Annotated in this window: 27 protein-coding genes and 1 tRNA gene; 18 read left to right on the forward strand and 10 right to left on the reverse strand. The window is 70.0% G+C overall.

Features of this window, described 5'->3' with window-relative positions:
- Nucleotides 1–22: 22 nt before the first annotated feature.
- Together NGH83_RS06900 and NGH83_RS06905 are read right to left on the reverse strand one after the other, a co-directional pair.
- Nucleotides 23–1,609 (reverse strand): Na+/H+ antiporter, encoded by a 1,587-nt coding sequence (locus tag NGH83_RS06900; RefSeq protein WP_251858324.1) that lies wholly within the window; start codon nt 1,607–1,609, stop codon nt 23–25.
- Nucleotides 1,610–2,262: 653 nt separating this feature from the next.
- Nucleotides 2,263–2,655, reverse strand: coding sequence for a PPOX class F420-dependent oxidoreductase (locus tag NGH83_RS06905; protein ID WP_251858325.1), 393 nt, complete (start codon nt 2,653–2,655; stop codon nt 2,263–2,265).
- Between the two features lie 181 nt (nt 2,656–2,836).
- On the opposite strand from NGH83_RS06905, the gene NGH83_RS06910 reads away from it, so the two are divergent.
- The 4 genes from NGH83_RS06910 to NGH83_RS06925 are packed head-to-tail and all read left to right on the forward strand — an operon-like array spanning nt 2,837 to nt 8,613.
- A complete protein-coding gene (locus NGH83_RS06910; RefSeq protein WP_371872781.1) occupies nt 2,837–3,967 on the forward strand; it encodes an aldo/keto reductase in 1,131 nt (376 codons plus the stop codon).
- The gene (locus NGH83_RS06915; RefSeq protein WP_251858326.1) at nt 3,945–4,967 is read left to right on the forward strand and encodes a 3-oxoacyl-ACP synthase III; all 1,023 of its coding nucleotides are present in this window, start codon (nt 3,945–3,947) and stop codon (nt 4,965–4,967) included. Before NGH83_RS06910 ends, NGH83_RS06915 begins: the two co-directional genes overlap by 23 nt.
- Nucleotides 4,964–7,651, forward strand: coding sequence for an alpha/beta fold hydrolase (locus NGH83_RS06920; RefSeq protein ID WP_251858327.1), 2,688 nt, complete (start codon nt 4,964–4,966; stop codon nt 7,649–7,651). Before NGH83_RS06915 ends, NGH83_RS06920 begins: the two co-directional genes overlap by 4 nt.
- Nucleotides 7,648–8,613 (forward strand): NAD(P)-dependent oxidoreductase, encoded by a 966-nt coding sequence (locus tag NGH83_RS06925; RefSeq protein ID WP_251858328.1) that lies wholly within the window; start codon nt 7,648–7,650, stop codon nt 8,611–8,613. The genes NGH83_RS06920 and NGH83_RS06925 overlap by 4 nt, the downstream gene beginning before the upstream one ends.
- A 68-nt stretch (nt 8,614–8,681) precedes the next feature.
- Here NGH83_RS06925 and NGH83_RS06930 read toward each other — a convergent pair whose 3' ends face one another.
- From NGH83_RS06930 to NGH83_RS06945, 4 genes are all read right to left on the reverse strand, one after another.
- Nucleotides 8,682–10,106 (reverse strand): Nramp family divalent metal transporter, encoded by a 1,425-nt coding sequence (locus tag NGH83_RS06930; RefSeq protein WP_251858329.1) that lies wholly within the window; start codon nt 10,104–10,106, stop codon nt 8,682–8,684.
- Nucleotides 10,107–10,195: 89 nt separating this feature from the next.
- Nucleotides 10,196–10,576: a nuclear transport factor 2 family protein gene (locus NGH83_RS06935; RefSeq protein ID WP_251858330.1), complete on the reverse strand. Its 381-nt coding sequence runs from the start codon at nt 10,574–10,576 to the stop codon at nt 10,196–10,198.
- Nucleotides 10,573–10,827: a zinc-ribbon domain-containing protein gene (locus NGH83_RS06940; RefSeq protein WP_251858331.1), complete on the reverse strand. Its 255-nt coding sequence runs from the start codon at nt 10,825–10,827 to the stop codon at nt 10,573–10,575. Before NGH83_RS06940 ends, NGH83_RS06935 begins: the two co-directional genes overlap by 4 nt.
- Before the next feature lie 105 nt (nt 10,828–10,932).
- Nucleotides 10,933–11,979 (reverse strand): TerC family protein, encoded by a 1,047-nt coding sequence (locus NGH83_RS06945; RefSeq protein ID WP_251858332.1) that lies wholly within the window; start codon nt 11,977–11,979, stop codon nt 10,933–10,935.
- 228 nt (nt 11,980–12,207) lie between these two features.
- Between NGH83_RS06945 and NGH83_RS06950 the strand changes: the two genes are divergently transcribed.
- The 5 genes from NGH83_RS06950 (at nt 12,208) to NGH83_RS06970 (ending at nt 15,891) form a co-directional block, all read left to right on the forward strand.
- Nucleotides 12,208–12,783: an HhH-GPD-type base excision DNA repair protein gene (locus tag NGH83_RS06950; protein WP_251858333.1), complete on the forward strand. Its 576-nt coding sequence runs from the start codon at nt 12,208–12,210 to the stop codon at nt 12,781–12,783.
- 4 nt (nt 12,784–12,787) lie between these two features.
- Nucleotides 12,788–13,510: an NAD(P)H-hydrate epimerase gene (locus NGH83_RS06955; protein WP_251858334.1), complete on the forward strand. Its 723-nt coding sequence runs from the start codon at nt 12,788–12,790 to the stop codon at nt 13,508–13,510.
- Between the two features lie 119 nt (nt 13,511–13,629).
- Nucleotides 13,630–14,943 (forward strand): HNH endonuclease signature motif containing protein, encoded by a 1,314-nt coding sequence (locus NGH83_RS06960; protein ID WP_251858335.1) that lies wholly within the window; start codon nt 13,630–13,632, stop codon nt 14,941–14,943.
- Nucleotides 14,944–15,086: 143 nt separating this feature from the next.
- Complete coding sequence (locus tag NGH83_RS06965; RefSeq protein ID WP_251858336.1) at nt 15,087–15,575, forward strand: pyridoxamine 5'-phosphate oxidase family protein; 489 nt, start codon at nt 15,087–15,089, stop codon at nt 15,573–15,575.
- Nucleotides 15,576–15,636: 61 nt separating this feature from the next.
- Nucleotides 15,637–15,891, forward strand: a complete 255-nt coding sequence (locus tag NGH83_RS06970) for a glutaredoxin domain-containing protein (RefSeq protein WP_251858337.1) — start codon at nt 15,637–15,639, stop codon at nt 15,889–15,891.
- 21 nt (nt 15,892–15,912) lie between these two features.
- Here NGH83_RS06970 and NGH83_RS06975 read toward each other — a convergent pair whose 3' ends face one another.
- Complete coding sequence (locus NGH83_RS06975) at nt 15,913–16,893, reverse strand: epimerase (protein ID WP_251858338.1); 981 nt, start codon at nt 16,891–16,893, stop codon at nt 15,913–15,915.
- Between the two features lie 63 nt (nt 16,894–16,956).
- Between NGH83_RS06975 and NGH83_RS06980 the strand changes: the two genes are divergently transcribed.
- Nucleotides 16,957–17,250, forward strand: coding sequence for a hypothetical protein (locus NGH83_RS06980; RefSeq protein WP_251858339.1), 294 nt, complete (start codon nt 16,957–16,959; stop codon nt 17,248–17,250).
- A gap of 18 nt (nt 17,251–17,268) precedes the next feature.
- On the opposite strand, the gene NGH83_RS06985 is transcribed toward NGH83_RS06980, so the two are convergent.
- Nucleotides 17,269–17,871, reverse strand: coding sequence for a TetR/AcrR family transcriptional regulator (locus tag NGH83_RS06985; protein ID WP_251858340.1), 603 nt, complete (start codon nt 17,869–17,871; stop codon nt 17,269–17,271).
- 133 nt (nt 17,872–18,004) lie between these two features.
- On the opposite strand from NGH83_RS06985, the gene NGH83_RS06990 reads away from it, so the two are divergent.
- Together NGH83_RS06990 and NGH83_RS06995 are read left to right on the forward strand one after the other, a co-directional pair.
- Entirely contained in the window at nt 18,005–18,397 is a 393-nt protein-coding gene (locus NGH83_RS06990) for a ChaB family protein (protein ID WP_251858341.1), read from the forward strand.
- A gap of 94 nt (nt 18,398–18,491) precedes the next feature.
- Nucleotides 18,492–18,854 (forward strand): ATP-dependent DNA ligase, encoded by a 363-nt coding sequence (locus NGH83_RS06995; RefSeq protein WP_251858342.1) that lies wholly within the window; start codon nt 18,492–18,494, stop codon nt 18,852–18,854.
- Here NGH83_RS06995 and NGH83_RS07000 read toward each other — a convergent pair.
- Nucleotides 18,836–19,111 carry a hypothetical protein gene (locus NGH83_RS07000; RefSeq protein WP_251858343.1) on the reverse strand — a complete coding sequence of 92 codons (276 nt, stop codon included), beginning with the start codon at nt 19,109–19,111 and terminating at the stop codon, nt 18,836–18,838. The two genes, NGH83_RS06995 and NGH83_RS07000, sit on opposite strands and share 19 nt — an antisense overlap.
- 373 nt (nt 19,112–19,484) lie before the next feature.
- On the opposite strand from NGH83_RS07000, the gene NGH83_RS07005 reads away from it, so the two are divergent.
- Nucleotides 19,485–19,805: a hypothetical protein gene (locus NGH83_RS07005; protein WP_251858344.1), complete on the forward strand. Its 321-nt coding sequence runs from the start codon at nt 19,485–19,487 to the stop codon at nt 19,803–19,805.
- Between the two features lie 3 nt (nt 19,806–19,808).
- Nucleotides 19,809–20,138, forward strand: a complete 330-nt coding sequence (locus NGH83_RS07010) for an ATP-dependent DNA ligase (protein WP_251858345.1) — start codon at nt 19,809–19,811, stop codon at nt 20,136–20,138.
- A gap of 70 nt (nt 20,139–20,208) precedes the next feature.
- Here the strand turns inward: NGH83_RS07010 and NGH83_RS07015 are convergent.
- Nucleotides 20,209–20,293 (reverse strand) — tRNA-Leu (locus NGH83_RS07015).
- Between the two features lie 161 nt (nt 20,294–20,454).
- On the opposite strand from NGH83_RS07015, the gene NGH83_RS07020 reads away from it, so the two are divergent.
- The 4 genes from NGH83_RS07020 to NGH83_RS07035 all read left to right on the forward strand — a co-directional run bounded on the left by NGH83_RS07020 (nt 20,455) and on the right by NGH83_RS07035 (nt 24,911).
- On the forward strand, nt 20,455–21,759 hold the full coding sequence (locus tag NGH83_RS07020; protein WP_251858346.1) for a M20/M25/M40 family metallo-hydrolase: 1,305 nt from the start codon (nt 20,455–20,457) through the stop codon (nt 21,757–21,759).
- Nucleotides 21,760–21,812: 53 nt separating this feature from the next.
- Nucleotides 21,813–23,099, forward strand: coding sequence for a GAF domain-containing protein (locus tag NGH83_RS07025; protein ID WP_251858347.1), 1,287 nt, complete (start codon nt 21,813–21,815; stop codon nt 23,097–23,099).
- A 35-nt stretch (nt 23,100–23,134) separates the two neighbouring features.
- Nucleotides 23,135–23,929 (forward strand): SDR family NAD(P)-dependent oxidoreductase, encoded by a 795-nt coding sequence (locus NGH83_RS07030; protein ID WP_251858348.1) that lies wholly within the window; start codon nt 23,135–23,137, stop codon nt 23,927–23,929.
- Nucleotides 23,930–24,017: 88 nt separating this feature from the next.
- The gene (locus NGH83_RS07035) at nt 24,018–24,911 is read left to right on the forward strand and encodes an undecaprenyl-diphosphate phosphatase (protein ID WP_251858349.1); all 894 of its coding nucleotides are present in this window, start codon (nt 24,018–24,020) and stop codon (nt 24,909–24,911) included.
- Nucleotides 24,912–24,920 lie beyond the last annotated feature (9 nt).

Below are 24,920 nucleotides of genomic sequence, written 5' to 3' on the forward strand. Positions count from 1 at the left end.
CGGATGGGTCTCGGAGCCGGGTTCAGCCCTCGTCGGGCATGGACCGAGAGAGGCGCAGCTCCTCGAGGTCGATGCGGGATTGAATGCGCCGCATCACCGCGTCGTCGATCTCCCCGCGGTCGCGGAGGCCGATGACGGTTTCGCGTTTGATCGTGAGTAACGCGAGGCGCAGGGGGCCTTCCCGGTCGACGTCGTCGCCGTCCGCCCGGTCGTCGAGATCGTCGCCCTGTCGGCGGAACTCGTCGAGTCGCTCCGAGTACTCCCGCTCGAGCAGGTCGCGGAGTTCTTGCGGTGCGCCGATGCGGTCGGCTTCACGGGGGAGGGCGTCGAGCACGGCGGTGAGGGCGCGGTCCTCCGCCATCCGGTATTCCTCCTCCGCCTTGTCGTCGGCGGGGAAGCGCGCCCAGCGCACGATCGCTCCCATCGTCGACCCCTGCACGATGATCGTGACGAGGATCACGATGGTCGTCACGGCGATGATGAGGTTGCGTCCCGGGAACTGCTCGCCGGACTGAACGGTCGTGGGCAGGGCGAGCGCGGCGGCGAGCGATACGGCTCCGCGGAAGCCGGCCCACGCGATGGGCAGCCGTTGACGTGCCCCGACCCGCCGGGCCCGCTGCGAGGGGCGGCGGTCGATCGCGCGGATGAGGTAGGGCGTCGTGAAACTCCATGCGAGGCGCACCGCCATGACGGCGAGCGCGGTGAGCAGCCCGAGGGTGAGCACCGTCTCCCAGTCGCCGTCGATCTCGGCGATCACTGCGTGCAGCTCGAGCCCGACGAGCACGAACAGCGAGCCGTTCAGCAGGTAGGAGGTGAGCCCCCAGAAGCCGAAGACCTGGGTGCGGGCGCTCGCGTCGACGATGCGGGGTGTGTAGTGGCTGATCACCAGGCCTGCGGTGACCACCGCGACGACGCCCGAGACGCCGATGAGCTCGGCGGGAAGGTAGACGAGGAACGGCGTCAGCACGCTGAGGGTGTTCGCGAGCAGACGATTCGAGAGGACCCGGCGGATGAGGACCACGACGAAGCCCACCGCGACTCCGATGGTGATGCCGCCGGCGTAGGCGAGCACGAACTGGAGTACGCCTTCGCCGAGTTGGATGGTGCGCTCCGCGACGGAGGCGGTGACGGCGACCGCGTAGACGGCGAGCGCGGTGCCGTCGTTGATGAGGCTCTCGGCGCGCAGGATGGTGAGCGGACGGCGCGGCAGTCTGCCCGCGACCGAGGCCATCGCGGTCGCGTCGGTGGGGGCGACGATCGCCCCGAGGGCGATGGCGACCGACCAGGGGAGCCCGAATGCGTGACCGATGACGGCGACGACGCCGGCGGTGACGAGGACGAGCGGCACCGCCTGCAGCACGATGACGCGCAGGTTGCGGCGCATCTCCCGCAGCGACGAGTTGATCGATTCCCAGTAGAGGATCGCGGGGAGGAAGAGCAGCAGCACGAGGTCGGGCGGCAGTTGGATCTCGTCGAAGAGCGGGATGAAGCCGATGGCGCCGCCGAGGATGAGCAGGACGATGGGTCCGCTGACGCGCAGCTTCTGCGCGATGACTCCGCCGACGAGCATGACGGCGCCCACCAGCACCGCGACCTCGAGCCCATTCACCCCAACACCCTGGCACGGGCCTCCGTCCCGCGACACCCGCCCGCTCCCGCCCGTTGAGCGCGGCGATACGAAGGGGGCGCGGGGTCCCGTCATTTCGCGACGGCCGTGAACGGCCTCCTCACTGACCAGGGGGCGAGGTGGGCCTTCGTATCGCTTCGCTCAACGAGCGGAGGCAGTGCCGGTCTGGTCGCTGAGGAGGGCCGCCAGGCCCGTCGCGATGCGACACCAGTGTGCGAGGCCCGCTCGTTGAGCGCAGCGATACGGAAGGGCGCCGGGGTGCGAGCGGGCCTTCGTATCGCTTCGCTCAACGGGCGGAGCAGTGCCGGTCTGGTCGCTGAGGAGGGCCGCCAGGCCCGTCGCGATGCGACACCAGTGTGCGAGGCCCGCTCGTTGAGCGCAGCGATACGGAAGGGCGCCGGGGTGCGAGCGGGCCTTCGTATCGCTTCGCTCAACGGGCGGAGCAGTGCCGACCTGGTCGCTGAGGAGGGCCGCCAGGCCCGTCGCGATGCGACACCAGTGCGAGAGACCCGCCCGTTGAGCGCAGCGATACGCAGGGGGGTGTGTCATTTCGCGACGGCCGTGGACGGCCTCCTCAATGACCAGGGTGCGAGGTGGGCCTTCGTATCGCTTCGCTCAACGGGCGGGCGGGCGGGTCAGCCCTGGGCGGTGGTCGAGTCCGGGGTGATGGTGAGGATGATGCGTTGCTGGTCGCGGCCGCCGTACCAGGGGTAGGGGCGGCCCGTGTACTTCTGCGACAGCGCCTCGATGTGCTCGGCACCGCCCTCCGTCGTCGACGACGTCACCCGGCCGCGCACCTGGATGTACCGGAACGGGTTCTCGGGATCCTGCACGGCGAGAGCCACCCGCGGGTCGCGCTCCACGTTGCGCACCTTCACGAACCCCACCACCGTGTTGATCAGCACGTTCTCGCCGTCGGTGTCCACCCACGTCTCGGTCACTTGCGGCGACCCGTCGGCCATCAGCGTCGACAGGAAGCAGGGGCTCGGTGCGCGCAGCAGCTCGAGCAGGTCGGGGGAGAGAGGCATCGCGGTCCGCTTCGTCGATCGTGTCGTGGGCGGAGCAAGCCTCCGACACCGACGCCGGGAGGACGCCGAGAACGCTACGGATGCGCTGAGCGTCGGCCGGGGTCCGGAATACGGACATCCGCGACCGGTTGTCGGTTCGGAGGCGGTCGACACGACGGCCTCGTGTCTTGGAAGGACCTCGATGACCATCTCGACCGATGCTCTCGTCCCCGTCGGAGGCTCCGACCTCCGCGTGTTCCCGCTCTCGCTCGGCGGCAACGTGTTCGGATGGACGACCGACCGCGACACCGCGTTCGACGTGCTCGACGCGTTCCGCGCCGGCGGCGGCAACCTGGTCGACACGGCCGACAGCTACTCGGCGTGGGTGCCGGGCAACTCGGGCGGCGAGAGCGAACGCATCATCGGCGAGTGGATCGCGTCTCGCGGGGTCCGCGACGACACCGTCATCGCCACGAAGGTGAGCCAGCACCCCGAGTTCCGCGGCCTCGCCGCGACCAACGTCCGCTCCGCCGCGGAGGCGTCGCTGTCGCGCCTCGGCACCTCGTACATCGACGTCTACTACGCCCACTACGACGACGAGGCGACGCCGCTCGCCGAGACGGTGGAGGCGTTCTCACGCCTCGTCGACGATGGCCTCGTCCGTACCATCGGCCTCTCCAACTACACCGCCGAGCGCATCGACGAGTGGGTCGAGATCGCCGACCGTGGAGGCTTCCACCGCCCGACCGCGCTGCAGCCGCAGTACAACCTGGTCGAGCGCGGCTTCGAGACCGCACTGCAGTCACGGGCGGCGACGCACGACCTGGGCGTCTTCCCCTACTACGCGCTGGCGGCGGGCTTCCTCACCGGCAAGTACCGCCCGGGCGCCGACCGCGGAGACAGTCCGCGGGCCGGCCAGGCGGCCGGATACCTCGACGCCCGCGGCATTCGGATCCTCGGCGCCCTCGACCAGATCGCGGCAGCGCACGGAGTCAGCGTCACCAGCGTGGCCCTCGCGTGGCTCCGCGCACGCCCGACCGTCGTCGCGCCGATCGCAAGTGCCCGTACGATCGATCAGCTGCCCGACCTCCTCGTCTCGGCCTCTCTGGAGCTCGCCGACGACGAGATGCGGGCACTCGACGCGGCGTCGGAATCGACGCCCGAGCAGGCGCAGGCGGCGGCCCGGAGACGGTGCCGCCGACCCGGCCGGTTCAGTATGCGGTGTTCAGCGTTCACACGGCTTGCGGATATCCGGCTGGGAGAGAATTCGGAAACTACAGCGAAGCGAGCAAGTGAACAGGGGTCCGGCCTTGGACGGCAATGCCACCACTAAGCATCGGAATGCGTCTCTGCTCTCGGTGACGAGCACCGTCGCCCCGAGGGTCACCACCTCCGAGCAGATCGACGCGAAGCTCGCGCCGGCGCTCAAGCGCCTGCGCCTGCCCAAGGGGCTGCTGCAGCGCGTCGCCGGCATCCACGAGCGCCGCAACTGGGATGGCGAGGAGGGCTTCGAGGACGCCGCCGTCGCCGCAGGCCGTCGCGCTCTCGCCGAAGCGGGCGTGCGACCCGAGCAGGTCGGCCTCCTGATCAATACGTCTGTCACGCGCAAGCACCTCGAGCCGTCGGTCGCGGTGCGCCTGCACCACGGGCTCGGGCTGCCCTCGTCGGCCGTCAACTTCGACATCGCGAACGCCTGTCTCGGCTTCGTCAACGGCATGAGCCTCGCCGCGCAGATGATCGACTCGGGTCAGATCCAGTACGCGGTCGTCATCGACGGCGAGGACGCCGACGAGATCCAGCTGAACACCATCGAGCGCCTTTCGCGCGACGGCATCGACCGTGAGGACTTCATGGCCGAGTTCGCGAGCCTCACCCTCGGGTCGGGTGCAGCGGCCGCCGTGCTCGGCCCCTCGGACGCGCACCCCGAAGGGCACCGACTCATCGGTGGCGTCACCCGAGCCGCCACCGAGTTCCACGACGTGTGCGTCGGCAGCGTCGAGGGCATGTTCACCGACGCCAAGGCGCTGCTGAAGGGCGGCCTCGACCTCGTCGTGTCCGCCTGGAAGGAGGCGACGGGCGACTGGAACTGGAAGCGGATGGACCGCTACATCCTCCACCAGGTATCCGACGTGCACATCAACGCCATCGTCAAGGCGATCGGCCTCGATCGCTCGCGGGTGCCGCTCACCTACCCGCGCTTCGGCAACGTGGGGCCCGCCTCGATCCCCATGACGCTCGCCGAGGAGGCGCCGACCTTGAATCGCGGCGACCGCGTCCTGATGATGGGTGTCGGCTCCGGCCTCAACACCTCGATGATGGAACTGGCCTGGTGATCACCGGCCGCGGCGGCTCCCGTCTCGCCGCGTCGCGTGCGCCGAGCGGCCTCGCCGGCCTCGACCGGGCCTTTTCGCGGCTCGTCACGACCGATGACCCGCTCGCCGGCGGCCCCGTCTCCTGGCAGGTGCTCGACACGGGCCCCGCCCTCGCGGAGCTCGGGGTCGAGCCGGTCGGCACCATCGTCGCCGTGCACGGCAACCCGACCTGGTCGTACCTCTGGCGCCGGCTCGCGAGTGCGAGCGTGGAGCGCGCCGCGGACGGGCTGCCGGCGTGGCGGGTCGTCGCCCCCGACCAGCTCGAGATGGGCTACTCCGAGCGCTCCGGAGCGCCGCGGCGCCTGCCCGACCGCGTGCGCGACGTCGGCGCGCTGAGCGACGCCCTCGACATCGCGGGCCCAGTGGTCGCGCTCGGCCACGACTGGGGCGGCGTCGTCGCGATGGGCTGGGCCGTCGACCACCCCGACGAGCTCGTCGCGCTCACCCTCCTCAACACGGCCGTCCATCAGCCCGACGGCGTGCCCATCCCCGCGCCGCTCCGACTCGCGCTGACGCCGGGCGTCTTCGACACGGCGACCACGCTGACGCCGGCGTTCCTCGAGACCACCCTCTCGCTCGCCCACCCGTCGCTTCCGCGGGAGGTGCGCGAGGGCTACCGTGCCCCGTATCGCACGCGGGCACGGCGAGACGGCATCGGCGGGTTCGTCGCCGACATCCCGGCCACCGCGGAGCACTCGAGCAGACCCGAACTGGACCGCATCGCGAACGGTCTGCGGTCGCTGCGGGTGCCAGCGCTGCTGCTGTGGGGCCCGGAGGACCCGATCTTCAGCGACCGCTACCTCGACGACCTCATCGACCGGATGCCGCACGCCGACGTGCACCGCTTCGAGGGCGCCGGACACCTCATCGCCGAGGACGCGGACTACGCGCCGATCCTGCTCGACTGGCTCGACGATGCGGTGGCGAGCACCGATCGTCCCGCCGACGCCGACGCCGGCGCCGTCCCCGTCTCCGTCCGCGTCCCCGCAGCCGAAGCCGACTCGGGGGAGCGGCGACCGCTCTGGCACACGCTCGACCGCCTCGCGACGAGCCGCGAGCCCGCTCTCGTCGAACTCGCGCCGCCGTCAGGGCCGGCGCCGCGCACGATCACCTGGTCTGCGCTCGCTCGGCGGGTGACCGAGCTCGCGGCCGGACTGACGTCGTTCGGCGTCACCGCCGGCGACCGCGTCTCGCTGCTCGTCCCTCCGGGAGCCGACCTGACCGCCGCCCTGTACGCGTGCCTGCGCATCGGCGCGATCGCCGTCGTCGCCGATGCCGGCCTCGGAGCCGCCGGGCTGACGCGCGCGGTGCGCGGTGCGCAGCCGGACTTCGTCATCGGTGCCCGGAAGGGTCTCGCTGCCGCGCGGATGCTGGGCTGGCCCGGGCGGCGGATCTCCAGCACGCGGCTGCCGGTGGAGCAGCGCCTCGCCCTCGGAGTCGAGACCTCGCTGCCCGAGCTAGCGCGCCGCGGTCGCGGTCGGGCGCTGCCGCCGGTGCCGGCAGCCGACGATGTTGCCGCCATTCTCTTCACCTCCGGGTCGACCGGCCCGGCCAAGGGCGTCGTCTACACGCACCGACAGCTCGAGGCGCTCCGCGACCTCCTCGCCGACCGCTTCGCGGTGACCGACGGCACCGGCCTGGTCGCGGGGTTCGCCCCGTTCGCCCTGCTCGGACCCGCTCTCGGCGCGCGCACCGCGACCCCCGACATGGACGTCAGCGCCCCGCGCACCCTCACCGCGTCGGGAGTCGCCGCCGCCGTCGATGCGGTGGGCGCCGAGATCGTCTTCCTGTCGCCCGCCGCCATCGCGAACGTCGTCGCCACCGCGAGCGACCTCGCGCCGGGTTCGCGCACGGGCCTGTCGCGCGTGCGACTCGCGCTGTCGGCCGGCGCACCCGTGTCCGCCGCGCTGCTCGGCGACCTGCAGCAGCTGATGCCCGCCGCCTCCCTGCACACGCCCTACGGCATGACCGAGGGGCTGCTGATGACGGACATCACGCTGGACGAGATCCGGGTGCTGGCCGCCGCGAGCGATGAGGGCGTCTGCGTCGGCCGCCCGGCGCCCGGCGTGTCGGTGCGCATCGCCCCGCTCGGCTCCGCCGGACGCGCGGCCGACGAGGCGGCGGACACCGTGTCGCTGACCGGCGAGATCGTCGTGTCGGCCCCGCACCTCAAGCGCGGCTACGACCGCCTCCACCTCACCGACGCGGACGCCGCCCGCGGGCTCGAGGGTCGCTGGCACCGCACCGGAGATGTGGGCCATCTCGACTCCGACGGTCGGCTCTGGGTCGAAGGACGCCTCCCGCACGTCATCGTCACCGCCGGCGGACCCGTCACCCCGGTGGGACCCGAGCAGCGGACCGAGACAGTTGGTGCGGTGCGTCGCGCCGGTGTCGCCGGCATCGGCCCGGTCGGCACCCAGCAGATCGTCGCCGTCGTCGAGACGACCCCGGCGGCGCGGCGACCGAGCCTCGCGGGGGAGCAGCTGGCGGCCGCGGTCCGCGAGGCGGCCGGAGTGCCCGTCGCGGCGGTGCTCGTAGTGCCGAGGCTGCCCACCGATATCCGGCACAACTCCAAGATCGACCGCACGCGACTGTCACGGTGGGCGCAGGACGTGCTCGCCGGAGGACGGATGCGCACCCCATGACCGTCCTCGTCACGGGAGCGAGCGGCATGCTCGGCCGAGCCGCCGCGACCCGCATCGCGCGCGACGGCCACTCGGTCCGCGTGCTTCAACGACGTTCGTCGAGTCTCGACGTCGACGAGGTCCTCGGCTCGGTCACCGACCGCGAGGCCGTGCGCCGCGCCCTCGACGGCGTCGACTCGGTCGTGCATCTAGCGGCGAAGGTCTCTCTGGCGGGAGATCCGGCCGAGTTCGAGGCGGTCAACGTCGGCGGCACCGCGACGCTCCTCGACGAGGCGCGGGACGCCGGAGTGCGGCGCTTCGTGCACATCTCGTCACCGTCGGTGGCCCACTCCGGCTCGTCCATCGCCGGCGCGGGCGCGACTGCCGCCGATCCTGTCAGGGCGCGTGGAGAGTACGCGCGCACGAAGGCGGCGGGCGAGCTGCTGGCCCTCGCCGCGGACGCTCCGGGATTCGCGGTCGTCGCCGTCCGCCCCCACCTCGTGTGGGGGCCCGGCGACACCCAGCTCGTCGGCCGCATCGTCGACCGCGCACGCTCCGGACGGCTCCCGATCCTCGGCTCCGGCGCCGCCCTCATCGACACCCTCTACATCGACAACGCGGCGTCCGCCATCTCCGCCGCGCTGTCGAAGGCCGAGAGCGTGCACGGCAACGCCTACGTGGTGACCAACGGGGAGCCGCGTCCGGTCGCCGATCTGATCGCCGGGATCTGCCGGGCGGCGGGCGTCGCCCCGCCCACGTGGTCGGTCCCGGCCGGGCTCGCTCGCGCGGCGGGCGGTGTCGTCGAGGCGGTGTGGCGTGTGCGACCCGGGGTGGACGAGCCGCCGATGACACGGTTCCTCGCCGAGCAGCTGTCGACCTCGCACTGGTTCGACCAACGCGCCACCCGCCACGACCTCGACTGGACCCCCGGGGTCACCCTCGACGAGGGCTTCCGCCGCCTCGCCGCCCACTACGCCGGCTGAGACTCCCTGGCGTGGCGACCCGCCCGTTGAGGGAGCGATACGAAGGGCCGACCGAGAACCGTCGACGCTCACCCGCCGAGCAGGACTCCGATCTGCTGCTGGATCGTGAGGAACGCCAGCACGCCGAAGAGCAGGATGGCCCACACGAGGGCGACCAGGCGGACCCCGCGGATGCGGATCTCCTTCGGCAGCATCCTGCGGTTGATCATGATGAGCAGCCCCGAGTAGGCGAACATCATGACCCCGCCGACGCACGCTGCGATCACGGCGAGCACGATCGGCTGGTCGAACCCGACGCCGATGACGACGATTCCGACACCGGCGAGCAGCCACACGAGGCCCGCGTAGAGCTTCGACTCGCTGACCTTCGGCAGGTACGCGGTCTTCAGGACATCGGCGCCGAGCCGTGCGGTGTAGTCGACGATGCCGAGCGCCGCCGAGAAGAGGGCGAGCGCCCCGATGAACCAGAAGAAGTAGCCGAACCAGCCGCCGACGCGGTCCATCAGCGCCTCGCCCTCGATCTTGAGGAACGAGATGTCGTTGGTGAGGTCGTCCGCGCCGAAGACCGTCGAGTAGGCGAGCAGCGACATGAACAGGATCGAGACGAACGAGATGAGCACGAAGGTGAACAGCTGCTCCCGGTTCGCGAACTTCCACCATCCGTGCCAGTGCTCGAGGTTCTTCGCGGTCGGCGGGAAGACGACGCCGACACGGTCGCGCGACTCCTTGGCGCCGGTGAACGGTGAGGCGAGCTTCGGGATGTGGGCCCCCATCCCGAAGCCCTTGTCGCGGATCCAGTTGCTCTGCACGAGGTTCTGGCCGCCGCCCGCGCCGGCGAAGGCGAGGGCGCCCATCAGCACGGCGAAGCCGAGCTCCGCGGCCGGGAAGCGCGGTTCGGTGACGACGGTGTGCACGTCGGCCCAGGCGGGTCCGATCGCGAAGAGGGCGGCGACGACGATGAGCAGCACCACTGCCGCGACCTTCACCATCTGCGCCTTCTCGAGCGCCGTGTACACGGATGGCGCCAGGGTGAGGATCAGGCCGATGGCGACCAGCATCCCGATGGCGACGATGTTGGGCTCGCCGCCGAACATGTAGGTGACGAGCGTCGCCGAGCTGGTCGCCCACGCCGGCCAGATGTTGGCGAGGATCGCGAGCACTGCGAACACGATTCCCCAGTGGCGCCACAGCCGGCTGAAACCGGTGATGGCGGTCTCACCTGTCGCCAGCGTGTACCGCTCGATCTCCATGTTGATGAAGAACTGGGTGACGAGGCCGACGAGGGCGGCCCAGACGAAGGTCAGCCCGACCTGCGAGGCGATGTACGGGTAGAGGATGAACTCGCCCGAGGACATTCCGACACCGGCGGCGACGATGCCGGGGCCGATGAAACGCCACTGACGCGACGGGGGAGCGGGAAGGTCCTTCACGCCGGGGGCCGGCAGGTACTTGGTGGGGAATGCCTTGGCGACGTCGTCTCTGACCTCGGTCATCGGTCCGCTCCTCGTCCGCGGCATCGGCGCCGCCCTCGCGTTCCTCACGCTATCGATGCGAACGGGGGCGCCGACTGGGAATCAGCCGATCAAACGGCCGTCTCTCCGGTGGCCGCGATGACCTGCCAGCGTCCGGCGTCGAAGAGCCAGGTGCGGTTGTAGACCGCGACGGTGTCGAACGCAATGCCGTGCGACACTCCGCGCAGGTGGAGCGTCGATCGTGTCTCTCCGATCAGTCCCTCGTGGAGTGAGGCGAGGATCTTCACGGGCTCGACGAGGTCGAGGTGGAGCGCGCCGCTGCGATAGGTCTCGAGGTCGGCCTCGCGGTCGAGGTCGGCCCCGCCCGGGCCGACGTAGTGCGCGTGTTCGCTCATCAGGTCACCGAGCGCCTCCGCGTCGCCGGCGAGCATCGCCTGCTGGAGCCTCGTCTCGGCGGCCCGGAGTCCGGCGACGTCGAACGTGTCGCTCATCGCGTCCGGTCCGCCGCCCACGTCAGCGAGTTCTGCGCCTGCTGCTCGGTGAGCGCGGTGGTGCCTCCGCAGTTCGAGCACTGCACGAAGAAGCGGGAGCCGAACGAGAACAGCGGCACGAAGAAGACGGTGAAGCGGCTCCGCTGTCGCATCACATGCTGCGCGACGTGCTTGTCGCAGTACGGACAAGTGACGCTGACACGGTTGATCTCGGTCAGCTCGGGTCGCGTGCCCATCAGGAGGAAGAACATCGCCGTCGACGGTAGGCGGCGTGGATGCGGAAGCTCTGAGCGAAGGCCTGGAGACGCCGGAAGGCCCGGCCCCACGGTGGGGTCCGAGCCTTCGCGGCGGACGGGTCAGTGAACCGAGTCGGACTCGTCCTCGACCGCGCGGGTGACGGGCTGGCCGTCGACCTGGTCGCGATCCTTCTTCTGCGCATCCCCGCGGGTCTTCAGCAGGCTGGCGGCGGTGGCGACGGCGATCGTGGCACCGATGAACAGCAGCGAGAACCAGATCGGGATCTCAGGCACCCACAGCAGCGGCTCGCCGCCGTTGATGAACGGCACCTCGTTGACGTGCAGGGCGTGGAAGACGAGCTTCACACCGATGAAGGCGAGGATGACCGCGAGGCCCTGGGCCAGGTAGACGAGACGCTCGAGCAGTCCGCCGATGAGGAAGAACAGCTGACGCAGGCCCATGAGGGCGAACGCGTTAGCGGTGAACACGATGTACGGCTCGCTGGTGAGGCCGTAGATGGCGGGGATCGAGTCGAGCGCGAAGACGAGGTCGATGAAGCCGATCGCCACGATGGTCAGCAGCATCGGCGTGACGAAGCGCTTGGCGCCCTTCTTCACGGTCAGCTTGTCCTCGTTGTACTCGTCAGAGACGGGCAGGATGCGCTTCACGAACCGCATGAACGCGTTGTTCGACGGGTCGCCGCCGTGGCTGCCGCGCACCTGCTGGTAGGCGAGCACGAAGAGCAGCAGGCCGAAGAGGTAGAACACCCACGAGAAGTTCTCGATGAGCGTCGCACCGACCGCGATGAACGCGCCGCGCATGATGAGCGCGATGACGATGCCGATCATCAGCACCTTCTGCTGATACGCCTTCGGCACAGCGAACCCGGTCATCACGATGAGGAACACGAAGAGGTTGTCGATCGACAGCGCCTTCTCGGTGAGGTAACCGGCGAAGTACTCGCCCGAGAAGGTCCAGCCCCAGCCGGGGATGAAGCCGATGACGACACCGAAGAGCAGGGCAAGGCCGATGTAGAAGGCCGACCAGCGAGCGGACTCGCCGATCGTCGGCTCGTGCGGTTTGCGCACGTGCACGAAGAACTCGTAGACGAAGAAGGCGATGGTGACGCCGATGGTGATGAGCCAGACGAGTGGGGTGATCTCCACTGAGGTACTCCAAGGGGAAAGGGTGCACGGAAAATGAACCCAAGGTCTCCTCCACCTCGACCGTGCTGGTCGTGGCCGACGGGCCGGGACACTTCGATGAGTCCGTATTGACGGGTCCGCCGCAGACGGGAGTACTCCCCTTGCTGTGCCTCAGTGTACCGGACGGGCAGGGAATCAGCTGAAGACCCGCCCTGTCGGAACCGAGGGAGTGGCTGGGAGGATGAGCGCATGACCGCACCGCTGCACATCACCGGAGATCCCGAGGCCGACGATCTGCTCGCCGCCGATCCGCTCGCGCTGCTCATCGGGATGCTCCTCGACCAGCAGGTGGCGATGGAGACCGCGTTCGCGGGACCACTCAAAGTGAAGCAGCGGTTGGGGGACCTCGATGCGGCGGCGATCGCGTCGACCGACCAGGACCGTCTCACGGAGGTCTTCAAAGAGGCGCCGGCCGTGCACCGGTTCCCCGGTTCGATGGCCGAGCGCACCCGCTCCCTGTGCGAGGCGCTCGTCGAGCACTGGGACGGCGACGCCGCCCGGATCTGGACCCAGGACGACCCGGACGGCCCCGAGGTGCTGCGCCGGCTGAAGGCGTTGCCGGGCTTCGGCGACCAGAAAGCCAAGATCTTCCTCGCCCTGCTCGGCAAGCAGTACGGCGTGGAGCCCGCAGGGTGGCGCGACGCTTCGGCGCCCTACGGCGAGGAGGGCAGTCACCGGTCGGTCGCCGACATCGTCGACTCCGACTCGCTGACCCGGGTGCGCGAGTTCAAACGCGCCGCGAAGGCGGCGGCGAAGGCGAAGTAGCGCCGTGACCGAGGTCGCCGGGTACACCGCCGCGCAGGTGCGTGCCGCGGAGGCGCCCTCCCTCGCGGCCGGGCTACCGCTGATGCGGCGTGCCGCCACCGCGCTCGCGGCGGTCGTCCGCGAGCGGCTCGTCGAACGGGCGGACATGCGGCAGGCGGGCGACCGAGCGCGGGTGCTCGCGTTGGTGGGCCCGGGCAACAACGGCGGGGATGCGCTCTTCGCCGTTGCCGAGCTCGGGGCGGAGGGCGTCGAGGTCGTGGTGATTCCGGTGGTGCCCGAGAAGGTGCACGCCGAGGGGCTGGCCGCTGCGCTGTCGGCCGGGGCGACCACGGTGGCGGCCGGGTCGACCGCGCTCGAGGTGCTGCTGCCGACGGCCGACGTGGTGATCGACGGTCTCTTCGGCACCGGATCCGCGGGGCGTCCCGACCTCGCGCTGCGAGGGCCGGCGCGGGAGGTCGTGGGGCAGCTGCTCGCGGTTGCTGCGCCGGAGCGCCCCACCGTCGTCGCGGTCGACATTCCGAGCGGCATCGACGCGGACACCGGCGCCGTCCCCGACGACTGCGTACTCCCGGCCGATGTCACGGTGACGTTCGGCGGCGTGAAGGCGGGTCTGCTGCTGCCGCCCGCGTCGGCCCTGGCGGGGGAGATCCGCCTGGTCGACATCGGCATCGGCGACGAGCTCGCCCGTCACACCCCGGTCCTCCGCGCCGAACTTCCGTCGCGCTGAGGAGTCTCACACCTGCTCGCTGAGGAGGCCCGCCAGGGCCGTCGTGAATGCGAGCGATATCGGGAGGCGCTCGTGTTCAGGTGCCTCCCAGTGTCGGCGGTTGCTGGTTGAGTCGGTGCATGGACGAAGAGCAGCCGCCGGTGGAGGTGCCGATGTCGGCTGCCCGGTTGCTGGTCGAGCGCATCGCCGAACGGCAGGCCATGTCGCGGGTGTATCAGGCGGAGCAGCTGGAGTACATCGACGCGTTGCGGCTGCAGTTCGGCCGGGACTTCGGCGCCGACTGGCACGACCCCGATTCGCTGGAGTGGCGTGAACTGCGGGCCGAGGTCGCCGCGGTGTTGCAGGTGCATGAGCGCACCGCGCAGTCGATGCTCGATCTCGCCCGTTCCCTCGTGCAGGTGTTCCCGACCACGCTGAGCCGGTTGCGGCAGGCGGAATTCTCCGAACGCCACGCCCGGGTCCTCGTCGAACACGGCCACGGGCTCGCCGCCGAGCTGGCCGCCGAGTATGAGGCCCGCCTGCTGGATTTCGTCGATCTGCCGTTGTCGCGGTTCGACCGAATGGCACGGAAGATCCGCGCCGATCTGCAACCCGAGGAGCTGATCGAGAAGCACCGCGAAGCGCTCGTCGAGAGGCGGACCGCGGTCGAGCCGGCAGGGGCGGGGATGGCCTGGTACGGCGCGTACATGTCCGCCGAGTACGCCATCGGTGCCGCCGCCTCCGTGACCGGTCTCGCGAAGGGTTTGATGGTCGAGGGTGAGACCCGAACCTTGCAGCAGATCGAAGCCGACGTCTTCCGTGACCTGCTCATCGACGCCGGCGGCGTCACCGCACCAGCGCGAGAAGGTGACCCGGTGCAGGCCACCCCGGCCGCCCGCCGCGGCATCAACCCGCAAGTGTCGACCACCGTGCCGGTGCTGACCGCGATGGGCCGGTCGGATGAGCCGGGACAGCTCGACGGGTATGGGCCGATCGATGCCGAGACCGCCCGCCGGATCGCTGGGGAGGCGCAGGGGTGGATCCGGATCCTCACCGACCCGGAGGACGGGGCGATCACCTCATTCGGGCGCACCACCTACAAGGTCCCCAAACAGTTGCGCCGTTACTTGGCGGCTCGGGATGAGGTGTGCCGGTTCGTCGGCTGCACCCGGTCCGTCGAGCACTGCGACGTCGACCACACCAAACCATGGTCCGAAGACGGCGAAACGGTCGCCGCGAACCTCGCGCACCTATGCAAAGGCCACCACATGGTCAAAGGCCGCAAACGGTGGCGGGTCAGCGCATCGCCGGGCGGCGTCCTAACCTGGACCTCGCCGACCGGCCGCACCTACACGACGAAACCGGCCCGCACCTTCGCCCCACCAGGCCGCACCATGCCGGGCGCACCACCACTGGTGATGAAAGCCTGGCTCCCGGACGACGCCCCGTTCTAAGCCGGCTCGCTGAGGAGGCTCTCCAGGGCCGTCCCGAAGCGAGAGAGTCCCGTGGCGTTTGCAAACACAGCGCTCCGGGCGGTACCCATGGGGCGGTGCTAGCGTTCGCGGACCTACCCACCACAGGACTCGAGGGGTGCACGATGACGAGCGCAACGCAGGAAGAGATCGCCGAGATCGGCAAGCTGGTGAAGGGCGGCCGGATCGGGCTGCTCACCACCATCGACGAAGACGGGCGCCTGCTCAGTCGACCCCTCGCCGCCGTCGACACCGAGTTCGACGGCGACCTCTGGTTCATCGTCGCCGACGACTCGCACAAGGTGCACCAGATCGAGAACGACCCTCAGGTCAACGTGAGCTTCGAGTCCGGCAAGGGCTACGTCTCCATCGCGGGCACCGCCAGCCTCGTGAAAGATCCCGCGAAAATCGACGAGTACTGGACCGCCGCCGCCGAGGCGTGGTTCGAGGACGGACGCGACGACCCGCACGTCGCGCTGCTCAAAGTGCAGGCCGACAGTGCCGAGTACTGGTCGAGCATCGACCCGAAGCCGGTCATCCTCCTCAAGTACGCGAAGGCGGCGATCACTCACACCAGCCCGAACGTGGGAGAGAACAACAGCGTCGACCTCTGAACGGTCGTCGCGGGGCGGGCGCCGCGGAATATTCCGCGATGCGCACGCATTGACTCCCTCGATGACTACCACCGAGAATCCCCGCATCGTCATGTTCGGCGCCGACTGGTGCCGTGACTGCCGCCGGTCGAAGGCGGTGCTCGACGCCGACGGCATCGACTACGAGTACGTCGACACCGAGGCCATCGAGGACGCGGCCGACCGGGCGAAGGCCATCAGCGGCCGGATGAACATCCCCGTCATCGTGTTCCCCGACGGGTCGCACCTCGTAGAGCCGAGCGACGCCGACCTGCGCGCCAAGCTCGCGACCGTCTGACCGACGACCCCGACCGCCGGATCAGACGGGTTCGACGACTCCCGAGTGCCGCCCCGTGACGATGTCGCGGAACGCGTCCTCGAGGTCGGGGTGCTCGAACCGGTAGCCGGCCTCGGTGAGCGTCTCGGGCAGCACCCAACGACTCTTCAGCACGAGCTCCGTCTCGGTGCGGATCAGCATCGATCCGAGCTCGAGCACGAACCGGGGGAGCGGGATGCCGAAGGGCACTCCCAGCACTCGGCGGAGCGTCGCCATCATCGTGCGGTTGTCCGACGGGTTCGGCGAGACGACGTTCACCGGCCCGCTGATCCGCGGGTCGTCGCGGACGAACCGGATCGCGCCGACCACGTCATCGATGTGCACCCAGCTGAACCGCTGACGCCCCCACCGGGTGCGGAACCGGTGATAGGTGCCCGCCCGCAGCCGTTCGGCGGTCGCAGGCCAGCGCCCGTCCAGTTGAGCGCCGCCGAGTCCCGAGCGGGCGAGACGCAGGAGCGGCACCAGGGCGCTGCCGTCGCCGAGCACGATCGCCATGCGCAGCGACACCCGCCTCGTGACGGGCAGCGGGGGTGTGAAGAACGCCTCCTCCCAGGCGCGGGCGATGCCGACGGAGAAGCCCTCGCCGAGCTCTCCTGTCGTCTCGGTCATGGGGCGGTCGTCCGCGTGGCGGTAGATCGTGGCGGTCGACGAGTTGATCCACAGCGGTGGAGGATTCTCAGCGCGCGCGATGGCTGTGGCGAGCTCTGTCGTCGTCTCGACCCGCGAGCGCAGGATCTCGCGGCGGTTCGCCTCGTTGTAGCGGCAGTCGACGCTCTTGCCCGCGAAGTTCACCACCAGGTCGGCTCCGTCGACGGCGCGGACGAGCGAGTCGGCGTCGCCCCATGCGACGTCGGGACCCGAACGGCCGACGAGCAGGACCTCGTCGCCCTCGGCTCGGAACGCCTCGGCGACCGCCGTGCCGATGAAGCCGGACGCGCCGGCAAGAACGATGCGCCGCGCCATGTCCCGCCTCTCCTCACGCCGAGCCTACCCATGCGGGCGGCCCCTCATCCGTAAGCTCGAGCGGTGCCCTCGTACCGCGTCGCGATGACGATCGGGGAGCTGGTCCCCGGCGTCCGTCCGGAGGATGTGCTGCCCGGCGCCAGCGCGGCAGCCGAATCGTTCACCGTGCTCGAGGCGGCGAGCGTCGGCATCGTCGGCGGCCTGCCCGTGCTCACCGTCCGCTTCACGGCCGACGGCGACGAGCAGGCGGCGCGCATCGGCGAGGCGATCGTGCTCGGCACCGCCGCGTTCGCGTTCATCCCCCGAGTGCGGATGACTCGTCGCGTCGGCGCACGGTGGCAGACTCTGCGCGCCTGAGCCGGGCGGCGGCCGACGTCACGGCCGCAGGAGCGATGCCAGAGCGTCGAGGTGTTCGCCCATGTCGATCGACGGCTCGAGCAGCCACTGCACCTGCAGGCCGTCCGCCGCGGCGATGAGCAGCGTGGCGACCGTTTCGGCGTCGAGATCGGAGCGGATCGCGCCCTCCCGCTGCGCCGCGCGGACCGAGCCCGCGAACGCCGTCCGCAGGGCACTGAAACGGCCCGCGAAGTAGCGGCGGCTCTCGCGTTCCCCGGCGTCGGCGGCGGCCGCCCCGGCGAGGGCGGTGTACAGCGCGACGAGCCCGGGAACGGTCTCGTTGTGCCGCATGACCGCCGTGAGCTCGGCGAGCACGGTCGCGCTGCCGTCCCCATCGAGGGGGATGGCGCCCTCGTCGACGCGCAGGCGGTTCAGATCGTCCCGGCGGGCGAGTACCGCCACGAGCAGCGCGTCGCGCGAGTCGAAGTGGTGGAGGATGCCCGCCTTGCTCATGCCGACGGCGTCGGCCACCTGTTGCAGCGTCGCTCCGGCGTATCCGGTTTCGGCGATGACGCGCAGTACGGCGTCGAGGACGTGTTCGCGCGTGACGGCGCTCTTCGCATAGGGCCCGCGCTGTGCCATGACGGAAGTGTCGGGGCTCGGGCGCCCACGAGCAAGACCTGTGTGGCAACTGGGGCTTTGCTGTAGCGGCCTTGCCCGCGGTGCCGTGAGCGCGTACGAACGGTGGAGGAGTCCGACCCGACAGGAGGAGACCATGCCCGCGAAGGACGAGATGCCGTCGACCATCGAGCGGTCGCCGAAGCACGCGCAGGAGATCTGGTCGAAGGCGCACGATTCGGCGGTCGAGAGCTACGGCGAGGGGGAGCGCGCTCACCGCACCGCGTTCTCGGCCCTGAAGCATGAGTTCGAGAAGGTGGGCGACCACTGGGAGAAGAAGGACGAGAGCGGACCCTCCGACGAGAAGGCGGCGGGCAGTCGCGGTTCGAAGGGCGACACCCAGGGCGGTGTCGACGCGAATGCTTCGAAGGAGCACTTGCTCGGCATCGCGAAGAAGCTCGACATCTCGGGCCGCTCGACGATGAAGAAGGACGAACTCGTCGACGCGATCAAGAAGGCCAACGCCAAGGCGACACGCGAGGCGCGCTGACTGCGCTATTGACGCATCCCGCGATCGGCGGGAATCTTGGCGCAGGGCTCACGGCTCAACGGGGAGCACGGGTGCCCGGAGAGAAGGTCGCGCCATGGGCAAGTTCGTGTACGGCTCGCATCCGCCGGTCGAGTTCGATGATCGCCTTCTCGCGCACCTTCAGCTCGTCATGGGTGCGAAGCTGCGTCGCAACGAGGCGTTCTTCTTCTCCTGGCGCGACGAGTCGGAATCGGGCGGCGGACGCTCCTCGGTATGGGTGCACCCGTCGATCGAGGTCGGGTTCAAGTTCAGCGGCAGCCGCAGTCCGTCAGTGAATCGGGCGTGGATCGAGGAGTTGATGGCTGCGGCGAACTCCTCGTCGGGTCTTCGGATCGTCCCTGAGCCGAAGGAGGAGCCGCACGAGCACGTCGTGAACGGCTCAGATCACTTCGAGTCGGGTCAGTCGTCGAGGCTCTGATCGAGGCAGCGGATTCTGACCGAGCGAAGGGCGGCGTCGAAGTCGCGGAAGATCGCCCAGCCACGCCCGCCGGCCAGCCAGGTGATCCGATAGGAGTCGCGGCGGCGTTCGATGAAGGCGAGCAGGCGCATGGCGTCGGTCGGTTCACGGCGTGAGTCGCAGACCTGCCACGAGTGCTCGTTGAGCGCCGTCACCTCGAGGAGTTCAGGCTGGACGACCACTCGCTGCGGGGAGAGTCGGTGGCTGACTTGTGGCATACACCCACGAGACACCCGCGGTTCGATTCGAGCCAGGGGATTGACGCCTGCGGCCGGAAGTGCACTATCCGACGACCGCCGATCCTGTCCACCCCCTGGAAGAAGAACGCCGTTTCGTCAGCATTGAAGCGACGCAGTCGCGGCGGAGGGGAGCGGACATGTTCGCGCGATCGGGTGGTATCGGTGTTGCGATGATGCGGCGGAGGGTGCAGACCTGTCCGCAGTGCGGGACGGCGCTGGTGGTGACACCGGTGGGATGGCGATGCCCGGAGTGCGGGTTCCGTACGAAGGACTGACAGGCTGGTCCTAGGGCGATCGCCGGGGATCGTCAATCCCCTGGAAGCCGCCGATTCTCGGCGCCTACGTTCGTGGCGTGAAGCATCTGACGATGGCGGACAAGTCGCTCCTGATCGGCGACGAGGCGGCCGACACCTTGATGGAGTACGCCGCGCTGATAGCCAGAAGCGGGACCGGAGACACCGTCACGCTGCAGGCGATCGGCTTCGACGGCAGCGAGGTGGCGGTGACCTTCCTGCTCAACAGCGGCACCGTGCTTCTCGTCGAGAGTTCCGAATCGAGTCTCCCCGCGCCCGACAATGGCGAGCAGGTCGCGCGGATGCTCGAGCGGCTCCGTGCTTTCGACGCCTCCGACGCCGGCGACACCGAGAGCCGGTCCCCACTGCAGGAGGGCTGATCGATGGGGTCGCTGAGCTACGACGGGACGGTCATCGCGTTCGACGACCGTCTGCTCGCGCACCTGCAGATCGTGATCGTGCAGCAGTTCCGGCGTCGGGAGAGTTTCGTCATGTCCTGGCTCGACGCGTTATCGGTCGGGGACGGTCGCAGTTCCATCTGGCTTCACCCGGATGGCGACGTCTTCTTCAAGTTCGACGGCTCGCGAGCACCGTCGATCAACAAGGCATGGCTGGATGCGTTGACGGTCAGCGCTCGGAGTTCGCACGGGCTGGTCGTCACTCAGGAGAACGGCGAGCTCGCCCGATCCACCGGCATGACGAAGAAGTGGTGAGTCGCTCCGACAAGAGAACAGCCCCGCTTCTTTCTCAGAAGCGGGGCCCTTCGCACTGTCTCAACCAGTGTGTCCGAGGGGGGACTTGAACCCCCACGCCCTATACGGGCACTAGCACCTCAAGCTAGCGCGTCTGCCATTTCCGCCACCCGGACGAGTGATCTGGAAGCGAACCTTTCGGCTCATTTCCCGACGAGCGAGCCTAGCACGAGCCGAAGGGCACTCGTGTACACGGGTGCCTCCGGCGCGCCTCGCGAGCGGTTCGAGCGAGCGGGTTCCGGGGGCGTCAGGGGCGACTGCGGTTAGCGTTGGAGCCATGACCGAGCCCGCTCCGCTCAGCCCCACCGCGTCGATCGCCCGCGACCTCATCCGCTTCCCCACGGTGAACTGGGGCGAGGGGCGCTCCGAAGGGGAGGGCGAGGCGGCGGCCTACGTCGAGGCCCACCTGCGCTCGATCGGTCTCGCCCCTCAGCTCTTCGAGTCGCAGCCCGGGCGTGTCTCGGTCGTCACCCGGGTCGAGGGCGCCGACCGCTCGCTGCCCGGCCTCGTACTGCACGGTCACCTCGACGTCGTGCCCGCGGAGCCGGCCGACTGGTCCGTCGACCCGTTCGCCGGAGAGGTCCGCGACGGGATGCTCTGGGGTCGTGGCGCGGTCGACATGAAGGACATGGACGCCATGATCCTCACGAGTCTCGGCGAGATCCTCCGCTCGGGCGAGCGTCCGCGGCGCGATCTCGTCGTCGCGTTCTTCGCCGACGAGGAGGCCGGGGGAGTCCTGGGCTCGCACTGGCTCGTCGACAACCACCCCGAGCTGTTCGCCGGCGCGACGGAGGCGATCAGCGAGGTGGGCGGCTACTCCGTCACCTTCGGCGGGCGCCGCTCCTACCTGCTGCAGACCGGCGAGAAAGCGCTCGTCTGGATCCGCCTCACCGCGCGCGCCGACGCCGCGCACGGCTCGCGGCTCATCGCCGACAACGCCGTGACTGCTCTCGCCGAGGCGGTCGTCGCCCTCGGTCGCAGGGAGTGGCCGATCCGGCTCACCGACACCACGCGCGAACTCGTCGCGGGCATCGCGGAGATCCTCGGCGCCGACCCCGAGCAGACCGCGCCCGACGAGCTGCTGCTCGCCACCGGCACCGCGTCGGGATTCCTCCGGGCGACCCTTCGCACGACGACGAATCCGACGGTCCTCGCCGCCGGCTACAAGCACAACGTCATCCCCGCCGCGGCGAGCGCCCTGGTCGACGTCCGATGCCTTCCGGGGGAGGAGGAGCAGACGCTCGACGAGATCCGAGCGATCGTCGGACCGGATATCGAGATCGAGGTCGTGCACCGCGACGTCGGCCTCGAGACGGCGTTCTCCGGCCGGCTGGTCGACACGATGGTGTCGCTGCTCGGACGGCACGACCCCGACGCCGGTGTGCTGCCGTACCTGATGTCCGGCGGGACCGACAACAAGGCGCTGTCGGAGCTCGGCATCACCGGATACGGCTTCGCGCCGCTGCGGCTGCCCGCCGATCTCGACTTCCCCGGCATGTTCCACGGCGTCGACGAGCGGGTGCCGCTCGACGCCCTCGACTTCGGTCACCGGGTACTGAAGGACCTTCTGCGAGAGTACTGAACAGCCGCTGACCTGCCGTCTCCCGAACGATTCGCGCGGCTAGCCTGAACGGCATGCCCCGGCCGCAGACGTCTCGTGGAGCGCGCAGAGCGCACCGACGCCTCGCGCCGTCACCACTGAGCCGACTGCTCGGCCCCACCATGCGGCTGTGGTACCGCTCGGTCGATCAGGGACCGCTCGGCACTCTCCCGCAACCGACGGACGAGCCGCGGGGCCACGCACCGGGGCCGTCGCCCATCCGTGCCCTCCTCATCGGCAACGGTCCCGCCGTCGGGCTCGGGGTGGCGAGCCACGAGCTCGCACTGCCCGGACAGATCGCGCGTCACCTCGGCGCAGCGACCGGCCGCGGGGTCGACGTGATCGCCGTCGTCGACCGCGACCTGCGGGTCGGAGACGTGGTCGACCGGGTGCCCGCACGGGCGATCCGACGGTCGCAGCTGGCCGTCGTGGTGATCGGCGGCCCCGAGGCGCTCACCTTCACGCCGCTGTCCGAGTGGTGCGACGGGATCGACCGCATCATCGCGCACCTGCGCGCCGACGACCCCGCACTGCCGATCCTCTTCGTCGGGCCCTATCCGTTCCGATCGATGCGCGTCTTCGACTCCCGGCTCGGTGCCATCGGCGAACGCCGCGCCGTGCGTCTCAACCGGCTGGGCGCCGGCCTCGTCGCCGACCACGAGGGCATCCGCTGGTTCAGCCTCCCGCCGAACACGCCCGGCACCGGCGACCGGTTCCGCACGTCGCGCTCCTACGAGCAGTGGGGGAAGGTGATCGCCGACGAACTCGATTCGACCGTCTTCGTCGCCGCCGTGCCGAACGAGACCGGGGATGACGAAGGCGATCGCGCCGTGGCCGTCGCGGCCTTCCGCAAATTGACCGAGTCCGCGACACCCGACCTCGACAAGGTCGTCGACCTCGCCCAGCGCATGTTCGGCACGGCGGGCGCCGCCATCACCCTCGTCGACGACGAACGGCAGTGGGTCGGGGCGTCGACGGGCATCGAGATGGCGGGAGACGGGCTCGACCGTGCGTCGTCGATCTGCGCGCGCACCATCGAGCAGGACGACGTGATGGTCGTCCCCGACACCGCCGGCGACGAGCGGTTCGCGCGCACGACCGTCGCCGAGCGCGTGCGCTTCTACATGGGCTACCCGCTCAACTCGCCCGACGGTCACCGCCTCGGTGCGCTCTGCGTCTACGACCCCGAGCCGCGTACCGACCGGACCGACGACCCGTCGCTGCTGCGTGAGATCGGGCTGCTCGCGCAGAGGGCGCTGTGGAGCCTCGCCGAGGGCGCGAAGCCCGCACGCACCGACGCCGCACCCGGGCGCAGAGACTGACCCGCGCCCCGGCGACCCGTGATCGAATGGGCGTCATGAAGATCGACCTGTCAGGGAAGACCGCCCTCGTCACCGGATCGACCTCCGGGATCGGCGCCGCCATCGCCCGTGGCCTCGCCGCCGCCGGTGCGCGAGTGGCCGTCAACGGCCGCTCCGAACGCACGGTCTCGGCGGCGATCGACCGGATCGGGGGCGAGATTCCGGGTGCCGATCTGGTTCCCGCCGTCGCCGACGTCGCGACCGAGGACGGCACCGCCGCGCTGCTCGACACGGTGCCGCGGGTCGACGTGCTCGTCAACAACCTCGGCATCTTCGAACAGGCGGCGGCGCTCGAGATCCCCGACGACGAGTGGCGGCGGTACTTCGAGGTCAACGTGCTGACCGCGGTCCGCCTGACCCGCGCCTACCTGCCCGGCATGATCGAGGCCGGATGGGGGCGAGTGCAGAACATCGCGAGCGACTCCGCCATCGTCATCCCCGCCGAGATGATCCACTACGGCATGTCGAAGACGGCGCTGCTCGCCGTCTCCCGCGGCTTCGCGAAAGAGGCCGCGGGCACCGGGGTGACCGTGAACTCGGTGATCGCGGGCCCCACCCACACCGGCGGCGTCGAAGACTTCGTGTACCAGCTCGTCGACCGGGACCTGCCCTGGGAGGAGGCGCAGCGGGTGTTCATGCGCGAACACCGCCCGCAGTCGCTGCTGCAGCGCCTCATCGAGCCCGAAGAGATCGCGAACCTCGTCGTCTACCTCGCGTCGCCGCTCGCATCCGCCACGACCGGGGCGGCGGTGCGCGTCGACGGCGGATACGTCGACTCCATCGTGCCGTGACGGGTCTCGGCCGCGGCGGCGGTTAGGCTGTCGCGGCGGATGTCGCCCGTGGCGTCCTTCTCGCCCGCCCATCCGTGACGGAGGACCCATGCAGCTGCTCGAGGCGCTGTTTCTCGGACTCGTGCAGGGGCTCACCGAGTTCCTGCCGATCTCGTCGAGTGCGCACCTGCGCATCGTCGGCGAACTCCTCCCGGGTGCCAAGGACCCCGGAGCGGCGTTCACGGCGATCACTCAACTCGGCACCGAGACCGCGGTCATCGTGTACTTCTGGCGAGACATCGTCCGCATTGTCTCGCGATGGTTCCTCGCACTCTTCGCGGTGCGGGACAAGGCGGGCTATGTCAGGGTCTGGCGCAACGATCCGGACGCGAAGATGGGCTGGTACATCATTCTCGGCTCGGTGCCGATCGTGGTGCTCGGCCTGCTCTTCCAGGACGACATCGAGACCACGTTCCGGTCGCTCTGGATCGTCGCCGGCACACTGATCGGCTTCGGCATCCTGCTCGGCGTCGCCGACTACTTCGGCCGCCAGACCCGCGAGTTGAAGGACCTCACCGGCTGGCACGCCGTCGCCTACGGCTTCGCCCAGGCCCTCGCGCTGATCCCCGGCGTCTCGCGCTCGGGCGGCACGATCACCGCCGGCCGATTCCTCGGTTACTCCCGCGCCGCGGCCGCCCGGTACGCGTTCCTCCTCGCCATCCCCGCCGTCTTCGGCAGCGGGTTCTACCAGCTGTACAAGGCGGTGTCGGAGCCATGCGCCCCCGACTCCGCCGCGGCCGCGGCCGCGGCGTGCACTCCCGAGGTGTACGGCGGGCTCGAGACGGCTCTCGCGACCGTCGTCGCGTTCGGGGTCGGCCTCGCCGTGATCGCCTTCTTCCTGCGCTACATCTCGAAGCGCTCGTTCCTGCCGTTCGTGATCTACCGCATCCTGCTCGGTGGGCTGCTGATCGTGCTGCTCTCGACGGGCGTTCTGCAGCCGTAGGCGCACGAT

The organism is Herbiconiux sp. L3-i23 (assembly GCF_023734115.1).
Taxonomy (GTDB): domain Bacteria; phylum Actinomycetota; class Actinomycetes; order Actinomycetales; family Microbacteriaceae; genus Naasia.

Coding starts and splice junctions, on each gene's coding strand:
- NGH83_RS06965 (WP_251858336.1), top strand. CDS start 15,087: ATGACGAGCGCAACGCAGGAAGAGATCGCCGAGATCGGCAAGCTGGTG.
- NGH83_RS06905 (WP_251858325.1), bottom strand. CDS start 2,655: ATGCCTCTCTCCCCCGACCTGCTCGAGCTGCTGCGCGCACCGAGCCCC.
- NGH83_RS06970 (WP_251858337.1), top strand. CDS start 15,637: ATGACTACCACCGAGAATCCCCGCATCGTCATGTTCGGCGCCGACTGG.
- NGH83_RS06935 (WP_251858330.1), bottom strand. CDS start 10,576: ATGAGCGACACGTTCGACGTCGCCGGACTCCGGGCCGCCGAGACGAGG.
- NGH83_RS07035 (WP_251858349.1), top strand. CDS start 24,018: ATGCAGCTGCTCGAGGCGCTGTTTCTCGGACTCGTGCAGGGGCTCACC.
- NGH83_RS06975 (WP_251858338.1), bottom strand. CDS start 16,893: ATGGCGCGGCGCATCGTTCTTGCCGGCGCGTCCGGCTTCATCGGCACG.
- NGH83_RS07000 (WP_251858343.1), bottom strand. CDS start 19,111: ATGCCACAAGTCAGCCACCGACTCTCCCCGCAGCGAGTGGTCGTCCAG.
- NGH83_RS06950 (WP_251858333.1), top strand. CDS start 12,208: ATGACCGCACCGCTGCACATCACCGGAGATCCCGAGGCCGACGATCTG.
- NGH83_RS06940 (WP_251858331.1), bottom strand. CDS start 10,827: ATGTTCTTCCTCCTGATGGGCACGCGACCCGAGCTGACCGAGATCAAC.
- NGH83_RS07010 (WP_251858345.1), top strand. CDS start 19,809: ATGGGGTCGCTGAGCTACGACGGGACGGTCATCGCGTTCGACGACCGT.
- NGH83_RS06910 (WP_371872781.1), top strand. CDS start 2,837: ATGACCATCTCGACCGATGCTCTCGTCCCCGTCGGAGGCTCCGACCTC.
- NGH83_RS06995 (WP_251858342.1), top strand. CDS start 18,492: ATGGGCAAGTTCGTGTACGGCTCGCATCCGCCGGTCGAGTTCGATGAT.
- NGH83_RS07030 (WP_251858348.1), top strand. CDS start 23,135: ATGAAGATCGACCTGTCAGGGAAGACCGCCCTCGTCACCGGATCGACC.
- NGH83_RS06925 (WP_251858328.1), top strand. CDS start 7,648: ATGACCGTCCTCGTCACGGGAGCGAGCGGCATGCTCGGCCGAGCCGCC.
- NGH83_RS06990 (WP_251858341.1), top strand. CDS start 18,005: ATGCCCGCGAAGGACGAGATGCCGTCGACCATCGAGCGGTCGCCGAAG.
- NGH83_RS06985 (WP_251858340.1), bottom strand. CDS start 17,871: ATGGCACAGCGCGGGCCCTATGCGAAGAGCGCCGTCACGCGCGAACAC.
- NGH83_RS06960 (WP_251858335.1), top strand. CDS start 13,630: ATGGACGAAGAGCAGCCGCCGGTGGAGGTGCCGATGTCGGCTGCCCGG.
- NGH83_RS07020 (WP_251858346.1), top strand. CDS start 20,455: ATGACCGAGCCCGCTCCGCTCAGCCCCACCGCGTCGATCGCCCGCGAC.
- NGH83_RS06930 (WP_251858329.1), bottom strand. CDS start 10,106: ATGACCGAGGTCAGAGACGACGTCGCCAAGGCATTCCCCACCAAGTAC.
- NGH83_RS07025 (WP_251858347.1), top strand. CDS start 21,813: ATGCCCCGGCCGCAGACGTCTCGTGGAGCGCGCAGAGCGCACCGACGC.